A 13585-nucleotide genomic window follows, 5' to 3' on the forward strand; every position below is an offset into this window, starting at 1 on the left:
GGTGTTACCGGTAGGCAGTCAGCTAACGACCCTATAGCTCAAGCACTCCGGGGAAAACTGTGATGTAAGTTATAAGTCGATGTAAAAGCCCACAGCCCCACTAAACCGAATAGAATCTCTTTTGCTATGCTTAAGCCTGATAAACAACAACACATTCATCACGGAAGGTTATATGAGCTTGGACACTCCCTCTGTGCCCCAGTTATCCGATCAACCGCTATCCGGTCAACAACGACGCTGCCATATGGTGCTGATGCTATTCATGCCTGCACACAAGGTACAACTGGACACCATCAGCCAATTCAATGGCGTCGGGCTAGCGACTACCCGGCAAGATATAACCGAGGTTGCTAATGAAATCCAGCGTTTCTACCATTTGCAGCTCAGAGCCGATAGTGACGATAGTTGTCTGATTCACGGTAGCCATCTTGATAAAAGACTGTGCCTAATTCATTGGCTACGGCGTGGGTTACGCTATTGCCCGCATTTCGTTGAGAACCAGTTTGCTCCCCATCTGTATCAGGCTTTGTCATGGGATAACACGCTACTATCGCAGCATCTGCCACAGATAATCAGCCAATGTGAACCCCATCTCAGTCGGCAGTTAAATGAAAGAGACCGTCAGTTTTTACAACTGTATTTGGCTTATTGTGCTTGGGAAAATCGACAGCAGGTGTTGCCAGAATTATCACCCACCCAGCAGCAGTGGTTAGAATGCAAACCCGCACTGGCAGCGGCTGACAGCTTGTTTGATTCATTTAATCCGTTATTAGGTCATGCGCTGAATAGAGTTGAACGGGATATGCTGATTCTGATGCTAACGATGATTAAAGCACACAGCTATCACAGCACTCAATCAGCGGAAGATGCCCGTCTAATCAACGCCATTCACCAATTGATCACGCATTTTCAGCAACTTTCAGGGATGACACTTAGTAGCAATGAAGCACTGATCAGCCAACTTTTTGCCCATCTCGCTCCCGCAATTGAGCGCTGTTATTTCAATATCGGGATTGATAATTCTTTGTTGGAAGAAGTTATCCAAAAATACCCGCGGCTGTTACGAACCACGCGACAGGCGCTGGCTACTTTTGAACAGGAATATCAGATTCAATTCTCTGTCGACGAAGTCGGTCTGATTGCCATTAGCTTTGGTGCCTGGCTGATGCAGGAAAATGCATTACAGGAAAAGCAGATTTTACTGCTGACGCGGAATAATCCAGAATTGGAAGAGCAAGTGGAACAGCAGGTACGTGAGTTAACCTTACTGCCATTACATATTAAATATTTGCCCCACGACGTTTATCTGCAATCAGGTGCCCCGCCCGGCACTACTGTGGTGCTCACACCGTATGCCGTACGGCAACCTGAATCAACGCCCCCGCTGATTCAGGTACTACTACCGCTCACTGAGCAACAAAACAAGCAGTTACGCAGTGTGTTGGAGCTGCCTTAACTGGCAGACTCTGGTTGACTCGGCACTACCCGAGGGCGAATAAACAGTGCCGGGATCACAATCAATGCCATAACCCAGAACACCCCTCCCTGATAATGCTCAAACAGGAAACCGGAGATCACCGTCATGACCGCAATTCCCCCGCCCATCGCCAGTGCAGAATAAACTGACTGTAAACGGATCACATCCGGCCCACGTCGCGCGGCAATAAAACGCATGGCTGCCAAGTGGCAGACAGTAAACGAGCCACAATGTAAAATCTGAATCAAGATCAACCACGGCAATTCGGTGGTTGATGCCATTAAGCTCCAGCGCACTATTCCGGTGATCGCCGAAAGCAGTAATAAGCTGCGGGCAGTCCAGCGGCGAAATAGTACATTGCTAAATGCGAACACCAGAATCTCAGCGACCACGCCCAACGACCATAAATAACCAATGGTGGCGGCGGAATAACCAGCATCTTGCCAGTAAATAGAGCTAAAACTGTAATAACCGGCATGCGCACCTTGTAATAGGGTCACGCAGAGTAAAAAACGCCAGACCTGTGGCTCAGACAGTAATACTTTCCAGTGGGTGGCGACAACATTACGATGTTTAATCTCACCCTGCGGCATAATACTGGGTTTGAGTAACGCCCCGAGTAACATGGCGGCGATACCGAAAGTCAGGCTATAGAGAATAGCCGTGTGGCCCCAAACAGAGACCAGCTTACCGGTCAATGCCGAACCGATAACAAAAGCCAGTGACCCCCACAGCCGGACCTTGCCATAATCCATGGTTATCTGTTTCTGCCAGGTGGCTGCCAACGCATCAGTCAGTGGCACTAGTGGGCCAAAAAACAGGTTAAAACCCGCAATAACCACCATCAACCAGGCCCAACCATTACCAAACCAAAAACCCACCGCAAAGGCCAATGTCAGTAGTGCCAAAATTCGGATTGCTGTAACCAGATGAGAAGGATCTTTGACGCTGGGGGCAATGATCAGACTGCCAAGGAAACGGGAGATTAAGCCTGCACCCAACAAGATACCAATGGTTTCCGGTGGAATGCCTTCCCCTTGTAACCAGATGCCCCAAAAAGGCAGGAAAATGCCATAAGAAAAAAAATAGGTGAAATAGCTGAGCGACAGCCAACGTGTTGATTGCAATACCATGAATCCCTCCAGGCTCAGCCCGATACTGTGACAGAGGCCTCTTCCGCTGGCAATGTTGTAATTATGCAAACATACAGTTTGGGATGAGCTTCACACTTAAATAGGGTGATTTACAAAGTAACAACAGATTGCGCGGCCGCTATCGCATCGTTACATTCACGCTACAGATATCAATATTAGATATAAAAAAACCCGCATTCGCGGGTTTTCATTACAGCTTAACGATATCCAGCAATATTATGCGTAAACCGGTAAGCGGGCGCAGATAGCCAGTACTTTCTGTTTCACGCGCTCAATGGTTGCTTCATCGTTGATGTTATCTAACACATCACACATCCAGCCAGCCAGTTCGCGAGATTCCGCTTCTTTGAAGCCACGGCGGGTAATCGCTGGGCTACCGATACGCACACCTGAAGTCACAAACGGACTTCTCGGATCGTTAGGTACGCTGTTTTTGTTCACGGTAATATTCGCACGGCCCAAAGCGGCATCGGCGTCTTTACCGGTGATATCTTTATCCACCAGATCCAACAGGAACAGGTGGTTCTCAGTACCGCCAGAAACCACTTTATAGCCGCGCTCTTGGAACACTGACACCATCGCTTTGGCATTGTTAACTACTTGTTGCTGATAAATTTTGAACTCAGGCTCCATGGCTTCTTTCAATGCTACCGCTTTACCGGCAATAACATGCATCAATGGGCCACCCTGGTTACCAGGGAAAACAGAAGAGTTCAGTTTCTTATACAGATCTTCATCACCGCCTTTCGCCAAGATCAGACCGCCACGTGGGCCAGCCAATGTTTTGTGCGTGGTCGTGGTAACGACATGTGCATGTGGGACCGGGTTAGGATAAACGCCAGCAGCAACCAGACCTGCTACGTGAGCCATATCCACAAAGAACCATGCGTCGATGCTATCAGCGATTTCACGCATTTTTGCCCAATCAACGATACCGGAATAAGCAGAGAAGCCACCGATAATCATTTTTGGTTTATGAATTTCGGCCTGACGCGCCAGATCTTCATAATCAATCTGACCAGATTCATCGATACCGTAAGGTACGATATTGTACAGTTTACCGGAGAAGTTAACCGGTGAGCCGTGGGTCAGGTGGCCGCCATGGGCCAGGTTCATCCCCAATACAGTATCACCGGGTTGCAGCAATGCAGAGTAAACAGAGACGTTTGCCTGAGAACCGGAATGTGGCTGAACGTTAGCGTAATCGGCACCGAACAACGCTTTAGCACGGTCAATGGCCAGTTGCTCAACAACGTCAACATACTCACAGCCACCGTAGTAACGTTTGCCTGGATAACCTTCAGCATATTTATTCGTCAACTGAGAACCTTGCGCCTGCATAACACGCGGGCTGGTGTAGTTCTCAGAGGCAATCAGCTCAATGTGCTCTTCCTGGCGCACCACTTCTTGCTCCATTGCACGCCATAAATCTGCATCATAATCGGCAATGTTCATTTCACGCTTTAACATCCGGCTCTCCTGACTTAGCTAACAAGTTATACCTATACCCAAAGTCATTGGAGGTGCAGCTAGGCAACCAATGAGCGACAAATCGGTTGAAGACCGATTTGAACAGCATTTATGCTAGCCCTCAGGGTGAGCCTCTTTGAGGCTCATTAATCCCGATGAGCTGACTCACGTCAGTGATTCGGGTGAGTGAGAGCAGCGAACACCGCTGCAGCTTCAAGTACGAAGGGTATAGTGGGCTACCCGTTTGGGTTCTAGCCCACAGTGTAAACTGTTTCCCCCCCGTTAAGATAGGTCTTGACAGAGGTTTTTACGCAAACGATTGGCTTCAGACTGCGTAAGGCTTTGACCTGTTCAGACTTCATCCAGTGCAACGGAATTATCCTCATATTCATCATGTGATTTTTTCACATTCTGTGAGCTGACACGTCAAGGTAATCCCTTATAAGTGGAATCTGCATTTACAAATTAGGGTGCAATCTATAAGATGCATTTAAAATACATGTATTGATTTACACACTATAATACCCAAAGTAATTAGCGTGACAGCGAGGCTCGTAGATGGGCCGAGTAACAAAACCGCTGTGACGCCAAATACCACGGGAATAAGGAGCACACCATGCTAGATAACCAAACCATCGCTACCGTTCAGGCCACCATTCCGTTACTTGCCGCCACCGGCCCCAAACTCACTGCACATTTTTACGATCGCATGTTTGAGCACAATCCTGAGCTGAAGCACATTTTCAATATGAGTAATCAGTTTAATGGCGATCAGCGTGAAGCTCTGTTTAATGCGATTTGCGCCTATGCAGCCAATATCGATAATTTGGCGGCACTACTGCCCGCTGTTGAGCGTATTGCTCAGAAACATACCAGCCTGAATATTCAACCTGAGCACTATGCCATTATCGGCCATCATCTGATCAGCACTCTGGATGAGATGTTCTCCCCCGGCCAGGAAGTGTTAGATGCCTGGGGTAAGGCCTATGGTGTGTTGGCAGATGTTTTTATTCAGCGAGAAAGTCAGATTTATCAGCAGGGAGAGGCCAGCACCGGTGGCTGGCGGACCTTGCGCCGTTTTCGTATCATTAAAAAAGAGATGCAGAGCGAGGTGATTTGCAGCTTTGTGTTAGCGCCGGAAGACGGTGGCCGGGTATTGGATTTCAAACCGGGGCAATATCTGGGAATTTATATTGAAGATGAACAACTTGAATATCAGGAAATCCGCCAATACTCCCTGACTGCGGCACCCAATGGCAAGACTTACCGTATTGCGGTGAAACGCGAAGAGCAAGGCACAGTTTCTAACTATTTACACCAGCAACTGCACGAAGGAGATAGTGTACGTATCGCTCCCCCTCGTGGCGATTTCTTTCTCGATATCTCAGCAGAAACGCCTGTTGCATTGATTTCTGCCGGTGTCGGCCAGACGCCAATGTTAAGTATGCTCAATACCCTTCATGATAACCAACATGCAGCGCCGATACATTGGCTACATGCCGCTGAAAATGGCCGGGTACACGCGTTTGCCGATGAAGTCGCGACTCTTGCACAGAATATGCCGAATCTTAGCCGCCACGTGTGGTACCGCGAACCCACCGCTCAGGACCGTGCCGGTGATGATTATCACAGCCAAGGGCTGATGGATCTCAGTTCACATCAGTGGCTGGCGGCCGATCCCAATAGACATTATTATTTCTGTGGCCCGCTGGCATTTATGCAATATGCTGGCCGCCAGTTATTGGCGCAAGGGGTAGCATCCGCGCATATACATTATGAGTGTTTCGGCCCACATAAAGTCATCTAACTATTGAATTTATCATCGAGAGGCTGCTCAGCCTCTCCTCTATTTCTGTTCTAAAAAAACCATCTGGTTATTACGTTTAAATTTGGTAGAACGTGATATAGATCTCATATATCCTACCTTAATATTGCCACGATGAGACATTCGGATGAATGTCTAGCTATCCATACAACTAAAATTAATAGTGTGGCTACAATTATCCCCTTACTATTTATTACCCGGTAATAGAATTTATTGCTGAGTGAAATAAGGCTGAATTGACCTACCATGAGTAAGAAATTCATAAAAAAAGAAGGGTTGGCATTGGTATCCATGGCGCGCTATTTAATTGGTGAGCGCCCCGGTAATCGACTTAAAACCATCGATGAATTATCAGAAGATTTCGGTATCTCAGTCGGTGTAGTTCAGCACGCATTAAAAGTACTGGAAGCTGATGGGGCTATCATCGTTGAGCGTCGAGGCCGTAATGGTACCTTGCTTATTGACCTGAATATGCCGCAGTTACTGCAACAGGCTGATTTAGGTAATATGGTATGCGCCATGCCACTGCCCTATACCAAGCTTTATGAAGGCCTGGCCAGCGGCTTAAGAGAACAATTCACCCTACTTCCGCTCTATTTTGCCCATATGCGTGGGGCCGAAGTGCGTATCGAATGCCTGATAGATGGTGTCTACGATATGGCCGTCGTGTCGCATCTGGCAGCGAAAAGTTATCTGAACGAAGGGAAAGTGTCACTGGCATTAAATCTGGGTAATGGCTCTTACGTGGATGGCCACCAGCTTATTTGCCGCCCTGGTGAGCAGCACAAAATCCAGCGGGTAGGATTGGACCCGCGCTCACCTGACCAATGTTTGCTGACTGACATTAAATTTGCTGGCCAACCCATTGAGCGGGTTGAATTACCTTATAGTGACTGTATCGCACATATTAACCGTGGTGATATTGATGCTGCTATCTGGAATCTGGCCGAAGATATTCCTCATGAACACTTGCAGGCGATCAAATTACAAGGTGATGAGCGATATATTCAGGCTTCGCAGGCGGTTATCCTCATCCGGCCAGATAACCATCCGATCAAATTATTACTGGAAAAAGGCATCAATGAGACATTGTTGCTTAACCATCAGCGGGCAGTACAGAATGGCGAGATAGAGCCTCGCTATTAATATTATTTGCCTGGCTGCAAACTGAGCCATTTTCAGGAGGCCAACTCTTTGGAAATTTGTATTGATGCGCGTCTTAATATTCTGTGTCAATCAGGGGTTATCGATACCGATATTGGTCAGGGTTTAGACCAAGTTATCAACCGTTTAGAGAATTTTTGGCAGCTACCGGTTAGGGGTGAGCAGGGCATGATGGCCATTACCCATATGGCGAATGCATTAATGCGCACCCGCCGGGGCGAAGAGATCCATGCCCTGGATCCGGCGATATTAGCGGAAATTACCCAAAGTGAAGAAATTCACTATATCCGTGAGATCAATCAGGATTTATTGGCCTATTTTTCACTAAAACCGACAGAAAACGAAATAGGATATTTACTCGCGAACCTTTACGGTCTATACCTTTCTAGTGACGTCCCTCCGCTGCGCTGAAATGGGCTTCGCGGGAGTATCGTTAAATAAACAACATCAGGGTCTTTTTTCACTAAATATTCAAAATAATAATAATTTAGCAAAATAATTCTGCCTCGGGCGCCCTTAGGACATCAAATGTTTTTAAAAACCCTTTTAAAACAAAATACTAAATTAATCGATGCCGCTATATCATATTGGCAACAGGGGGAAATTTATCCAGACAGCTATGTTATTGACGTCGAACAAACTGAGGCCAATGCCCGTCTACTGGTTGAAACAGCCAGTCGGTACCAGATAAAACTGTATCTGATGAGTAAACAGTTCGGGCGTAACCCTGAACTATGCCGCCGTCTGCTGGCATGTGGTTTTCAGGGAATGGTTGCGGTTGATTTTAAGGAGGCGCGGCAGCTCTACCGCCATGCTATTCCTGTCGCCCATGTAGGTCATTTAGTGCAGCCGCCCTCAGCAATGGTCGAGGAGATAGTGCGCCAGCGGCCAGAGGTCATTACTGTTTTCTCGTTGGAGAAGGCAGTGGAGATATCACAGGCGGCGCATCGCCAACATATTATCCAACCCATAATGTTGAAGGTTTGCCAATCAGGAGATTTGCTCTATTCAGGGCAAGAAGCGGGATTCGAGTTACATCATTTACCGGCTGTCATTGCGGCTCTACGAGAGATGCCGGGCGTACGATTGGTTGGAATAACGCATTTCCCTTGCATGGTGTATGACCCCCAGTTGCGGCAAACTTTGCCAACAGCCAACATGCGAACTTTATTGACCGCACGGAATACCCTGCAAGCAGAAGGTGTCACCATTGAACAGCTAAATGCCCCCTCAGCAACTAGTTGTACCACCCTCCCCGAGTTGGCCCAATTAGGGATAACACACAGCGAACCCGGCCATGCGCTCACCGGAACCATGCCCACCAATCAGCATGGCGACCAGCCAGAACAGATATCTATGCTATATCTGTCCGAGATTTCCCATCATTTTGCTGATAATAGCTATGTATTTGGCGGCGGTTATTATCGCCGTGGCCATTTGCAAAATGCGTTAATTTGGCACGATAACCAATTTAGCCAATCCTCAGTATTACCGATTGATAATGACAGTATCGATTATTGTCTGCGTCTGGCGGGCCAGTTCCCAGTTGGTAGTCCGGTTATTATGTGTTTCCGCTCCCAGATATTTGTAACTCGTAGTGATGTCGTCTTGATAGATGGCATTCAAAGTGGCACTCCCCGCATTCTTGGCTGCTATGACAGCCAGGGTAATAGGCTGGGTTAATCAATAAAAAAGCTATCAGACCAATACGTTAGTTTATTTAATGTATACCCATGATAGTCTTACACACTGACTTTCTTCGGAGCCTACCCGATGATCAATCCTAACGGATACACCTACGCGCACGAGCATCTCCACATTGATTTGTCTGGATTTAAAAATAATCTGGACTGTCGCCTCGATCAATATCAGCCGATCTGTGACGAAATGCGTGAACTGGTGAGTAAAGGGGTGCTGAACATCATCGAAGTGACCAACCGATACATGGGCCGTAACCCTCAGTTTTTATTGAATCTGATGCGTGACAGTGGCATAAATATCATCGCATCAACCGGTTATTACACTGACAGTTTTTACCCGCCGAGGGTGCGTGAAAGTAGCGCACAGCAATTGGCACAAACCATGATTGATGAGATCGAGACAGGTATTGATGGCACGGCACTAAAAGCGGGCGTCATTGCCGAGATAGGGACCAGCGAAGGGGTTATTACCCCTGATGAGGAGAAAGTGTTTCATGCCGCAGCACTGACTCATCATGCAACTGGCCTGCCCATCTCAACCCATACCAGTTTCAGTACCATGGGATTGCAGCAAATTGCACTACTCAAACAACATGGTGTCCCGCTCGATCGCGTCGTTATCGGCCATTGTGACCTGAAAGAGCAAACTGATCTTATTGTGCAAATGATCGAGATGGGCGTGTATGTCCAATTCGACACCATAGGTAAAAATAGTTATTTCCCGGACCAACGCAGGGTCGCGATGTTAGTGGCGTTGGCTGAACGCGGGTTGCTGGACAGAGTCATGTTGTCGATGGATATCACCCGTCGCTCACATTTAAAAGCCAATGGCGGTAGCGGGTTTAGTTACTTAGTTGATTCGTTTGTTCCCATGTTACTGGCCGCAGGGATTTCCCACGCTCAGGTGGAAATGATGTTGCGCCACAATCCTAATAAATTTTTCGCCACGCAAGGAAAGTGATTATGAAGAAGATTGGCATTGCCGGGCTGCAACGAGAGTTAATACGCGAAATGATTGAGCAGACGGCACCTAATACCTTTGAGACATTTATTCTCTCGGACATGGATGCGGCTATCAAAGTGAAAGAAGGCCAATTGGACTATTATATCGGTGCCTGTAACACCGGTGCCGGAGCGGCATTATCAATGGCTATCGCGATTATTGGTTATAACAAAAGTGCCACTATCGCCAAGCCTGGAATCAAGGCGAAACCTGAGCAAATAGAGAAGTTGGTGACTGAGGGCAAAGTGGCATTTGGCTTATCCGTCGAACATATTGAACATGCAATCCCACTGCTGATTACACAGTTGCGCTAAAGGGGACACCACCGTGGATTATATTCATATTGTTGTGGTTGCTCTGCTGACAGGGATGACCGCGCTGCTTTCTCACCGTTCCGTTGCCGTGTTTCATGACGGTATCCGCCCTATTTTGCCACAGTTGGTTGAAGGGAATATGAGCCGCCGTGAAGCGGGGAGTATTGCTTTCGGTCTGAGTGTGGGTTTTATCGCCTCAGTCGGTATCTCATTTACCCTCTCGACCGGCTTACTTAATTCCTGGTTACTGTTTTTGCCGACTGACATCATTGGTGTGCTGGCAATCAATAGCTATCTGGCATTTGCTCTGGGTGCTGCGTGGGGTATTTTGGCCCTTACCAGCTTACCGGCAGTTAATACTGCGCTCACCTCATTACCAGTGAATTTTATCGGTTCTCTGGGGGAGTTGAGTAGCCCGGTGATATCCGCCTTTGCCCTATTCCCGTTGGTGGCTATTTTCTACCAATTTGGCTGGAAGACCGCGGTTATTTCCGCCTTTATCGTGCTGCTGACCCGTCTGCTGATTACCCGTTTCACCGGGCTATTCCCTGAATCAATTGAAATTTTTGTCGGTATGATTCTGCTTATCGGCATTGCCATTGCCCAAGACTTACGGGCAAAAACCCACCTGGGAGGTGGTGGCGGACACTCGGTATTTGAAGAACGAACCCAGCGAATTATTAAGAACTTGCCGATGCTGGCGGTAGTGGGTGGATTAATTTCAGCCGTCGCCAGTATGAAGATTTTTGGTGGTAGCGAAGTATCAATTTATACACTGGCAAAAGCTTACGCGCCGGGTATCACGCCGGAAGAGTCATTGGCATTAATCCATCAGGCATCACTGGCTGAGTTTATGCGTGGCCTCGGATTTGTGCCGCTGATTGCTACTACGGCACTGGCGACCGGTGTTTATGCCGTTGCAGGTTTCACTTTCGTGTTTGTGGTCGGTTATCTGGTTCCAAACCCCTTACTGGCAGGGATAATCGGCGCGGTGGTGATATCACTGGAAGTGCTAATGCTGCGTTCCATCGGAAAATGGTTAGGCCGCTTCCCGTCAGTACGTAATGCGTCTGATAATATCCGTAACGCCATGAACTTGCTGATGGAATACGCGCTGTTAATCGGGGCAATTTTTGCGTCGATCAAGATGGCCGGTTATACCGGTTTCACTATCACTACCGCCTTATATTTCCTGAATGAAGCCATTGGTCGCCCGGTGATGAAGATTGCCGCACCAGTGGTGGCGGTGATTCTTGCCGGTATCGTGTTGAACCTGTTCTACTGGCTGGGGTTATTTGTTCCAGCATAAATCCTTGGTACTTGACGTTGCAGGGTTGCTGCGTAGAGAGTAAAAAAGCCCGTTCGTGGAAACGAAACGGGCTTTTTATTGATGACTTAAATATGCAGAATTTAAATCGCTTCTTCGTCTTGCTCACCGGTGCGGATACGCACCACACGAGAGACATCAAAGACAAAGATTTTGCCGTCGCCAATTTTACCTGTCTGGGCCGTTTGCATAATCGCTTCAACGCAGGTATCGACAATATCGTCAGCAACCACAATTTCTATTTTTACTTTTGGCAGGAAATCCACCATATACTCAGCGCCACGGTACAGTTCGGTATGCCCTTTCTGGCGACCAAAACCTTTTACTTCTGTCACTGTCATCCCGGTGATACCGACTTCAGCCAGTGCCTCACGGACATCATCCAGTTTGAATGGCTTAATAATCGCGTCAATTTTTTTCATGGTGAATCCCTGTTTTACCAATTCTTGCGGCCAAAGCCTGATGTAATCGGATAGCGTCTATCTTTACCAAAATTGCGGGCAGTAATACGTGGCCCGACAGCCGACTGACGCCGCTTATATTCATTGATATCTACCAGGCGAATGACCTTACGCACGATAGTTTCATCAAAACCGTCTGCGACCAAATCAGCCACCGACTTATCCTGCTCGACGTACCCTTCGAGAATAGCGTCCAAAATATCATAAGGTGGCAGACTGTCCTCATCTTTCTGATCAGGAGCCAGCTCAGCAGATGGCGGGCGAGTAATCACCCGCTGTGGAATCACATAAGAGACGGTATTACGGTATTCCGACAGTTTAAACACCAAGGTCTTTGGCACATCTTTCAACACATCAAAACCACCGGCCATATCACCGTACAGCGTGGCATAGCCCACCGCCATTTCACTTTTGTTACCGGTAGTTAATACAATACTGCGACGCTTGTTAGACAAGGCCATCAATACGACACCGCGGCAGCGTGCCTGTAGATTCTCTTCCGTGGTATCGCGCCCTGTACCGGCAAACATCGGTGCCAGTTGGCCCATAAAAGCATCAAACATCGGCTCGATGGACAGTACATCAAATTCAATACCGAGAATTTCAGCTTCTTCTTTAGCATCCGCAATACTGATATCTAAGGTGTAGCGGAATGGCATCATCAATGCCTGGACTTTATCTTTGCCCAGCGCATCAACTGCAATCGCCAGTGTCAGCGCCGAGTCAATCCCACCGGACAAGCCCAGCACCGCGCCATTAAACCCATTTTTGGTCACGTAATCACGCACCGCCAACACCAGCGCTTCATACACTTGCGCTAATGGCGGTAACTCTGCGACAGGGGCCGTCATAGGGACCACATTGCACTCATTCAATTGCAATAAGGTGGTCTGTTCCGCAAAAGCCGCCAAACGATGCGTCATATTACCCGCCGCATCGAATACCTTGGAGCAACCATCAAAAATCAGTTCATCCTGCCCACCAATCTGGTTGAGATAGACCAATGGCAACCCGGTACGCTGGCAATGTGCTGCCATCAGAGTTTTACGAATATACGGTTTTTCACGGTTATATGGCGAGGCATTGATCGACAATATCACCTCTGCACCGGCAGCTTTAGCGGCGTCTACCGGGCCATCGAACCATAAATCTTCACAGATAAGCAGCCCCAAACGATAACCGTTCAGCTCCACAACACAACTTTCATGACCGGCAGAGAAGTAACGTTTTTCGTCGAACACACCGTAGTTAGGCAATTGTTGTTTAAAATAGCGCCCTAGCAATTTGCCATCAGCAAACAGGGACAATGCGTTATACAAGTTGCCCTCTTCGCGCCACGGATGCCCCACCAGTATCGCCGTATGCTGCGTTGCCGCCTGCAAACGATCCAGTTGCGCTTCACAACGTTGATAAAAATCATCACGATACAGCAGGTCTTCTGGCGGATAACCGGACAAAGCCAGCTCGGAGAACATAACCAGTGAGGCACCCGCCTTCTGCTGCTCATTTAAGGTTTGCAACATACGTTCAGTGTTGCCTTCAATATCGCCAACCAGCCAATTCAACTGGGCTAATGCAATGGAAAGTTTTCTGCTCATGGGTATTTAAACTCGGTTATCAGTGTGCCTGTAGCTAACATTTTATTGATAAATAATATATAACCTAAATAATTCGAGTTGCAGGAAGGCGG

At 47.8% G+C, this 13585-nt stretch carries 12 protein-coding genes; 8 read left to right on the plus strand and 4 right to left on the minus strand.

What is annotated here, in order from left to right; genetic code table 11:
* The first annotated feature begins 172 nt into the window (after positions 1-172).
* Entirely contained in the window at positions 173-1456 is a 1284-nt protein-coding gene (gene csiE, locus V1952_RS06535) for a stationary phase inducible protein CsiE (protein ID WP_420074485.1), read from the plus strand.
* Here the strand turns inward: csiE and V1952_RS06540 are convergent.
* Together V1952_RS06540 and glyA are read right to left on the minus strand one after the other, a co-directional pair.
* Entirely contained in the window at positions 1453-2610 is a 1158-nt protein-coding gene (locus tag V1952_RS06540) for a 3-phenylpropionate MFS transporter (protein WP_372559679.1), read from the minus strand. The genes csiE and V1952_RS06540 overlap by 4 nt on opposite strands.
* Before the next feature lie 237 nt (positions 2611-2847).
* Positions 2848-4101, minus strand: a complete 1254-nt coding sequence (glyA, locus tag V1952_RS06545) for a serine hydroxymethyltransferase (RefSeq protein ID WP_372559680.1) — start codon at positions 4099-4101, stop codon at positions 2848-2850.
* 616 nt (positions 4102-4717) lie between these two features.
* Between glyA and hmpA the strand changes: the two genes are divergently transcribed.
* From hmpA to V1952_RS06580, 7 genes are all read left to right on the plus strand, one after another.
* Positions 4718-5908 carry an NO-inducible flavohemoprotein gene (gene hmpA / locus V1952_RS06550; RefSeq protein WP_420074486.1) on the plus strand — a complete coding sequence of 397 codons (1191 nt, stop codon included), beginning with the start codon at positions 4718-4720 and terminating at the stop codon, positions 5906-5908.
* A 264-nt stretch (positions 5909-6172) separates the two neighbouring features.
* Positions 6173-7072 carry a GntR family transcriptional regulator YhfZ gene (gene yhfZ, locus V1952_RS06555; protein WP_372559682.1) on the plus strand — a complete coding sequence of 300 codons (900 nt, stop codon included), beginning with the start codon at positions 6173-6175 and terminating at the stop codon, positions 7070-7072.
* A 48-nt stretch (positions 7073-7120) separates the two neighbouring features.
* Entirely contained in the window at positions 7121-7501 is a 381-nt protein-coding gene (locus V1952_RS06560; protein WP_372559683.1) for a PRD domain-containing protein, read from the plus strand.
* A 117-nt stretch (positions 7502-7618) separates the two neighbouring features.
* Complete coding sequence (locus tag V1952_RS06565; protein ID WP_372559684.1) at positions 7619-8773, plus strand: YhfX family PLP-dependent enzyme; 1155 nt, start codon at positions 7619-7621, stop codon at positions 8771-8773.
* A 90-nt stretch (positions 8774-8863) separates the two neighbouring features.
* Positions 8864-9751: a phosphotriesterase-related protein gene (locus V1952_RS06570; protein WP_420074487.1), complete on the plus strand. Its 888-nt coding sequence runs from the start codon at positions 8864-8866 to the stop codon at positions 9749-9751.
* A gap of 2 nt (positions 9752-9753) precedes the next feature.
* Positions 9754-10107, plus strand: coding sequence for a DUF2620 domain-containing protein (locus V1952_RS06575; protein WP_372559686.1), 354 nt, complete (start codon positions 9754-9756; stop codon positions 10105-10107).
* Positions 10108-10120: 13 nt separating this feature from the next.
* Positions 10121-11416 (plus strand): YhfT family protein, encoded by a 1296-nt coding sequence (locus V1952_RS06580; protein WP_083163153.1) that lies wholly within the window; start codon positions 10121-10123, stop codon positions 11414-11416.
* Between the two features lie 101 nt (positions 11417-11517).
* On the opposite strand, the gene glnB is transcribed toward V1952_RS06580, so the two are convergent.
* A complete protein-coding gene (gene glnB / locus V1952_RS06585; protein ID WP_002231018.1) occupies positions 11518-11856 on the minus strand; it encodes a nitrogen regulatory protein P-II in 339 nt (112 codons plus the stop codon).
* A gap of 14 nt (positions 11857-11870) precedes the next feature.
* Positions 11871-13493 (minus strand): NAD+ synthase, encoded by a 1623-nt coding sequence (locus tag V1952_RS06590; protein WP_420074488.1) that lies wholly within the window; start codon positions 13491-13493, stop codon positions 11871-11873.
* Between the last annotated feature and the right edge of the window lie 92 nt (positions 13494-13585).

This window comes from Yersinia sp. 2542 StPb PI (genome assembly GCF_048593855.1).
GTDB lineage: Bacteria > Pseudomonadota > Gammaproteobacteria > Enterobacterales > Enterobacteriaceae > Yersinia > Yersinia enterocolitica_E.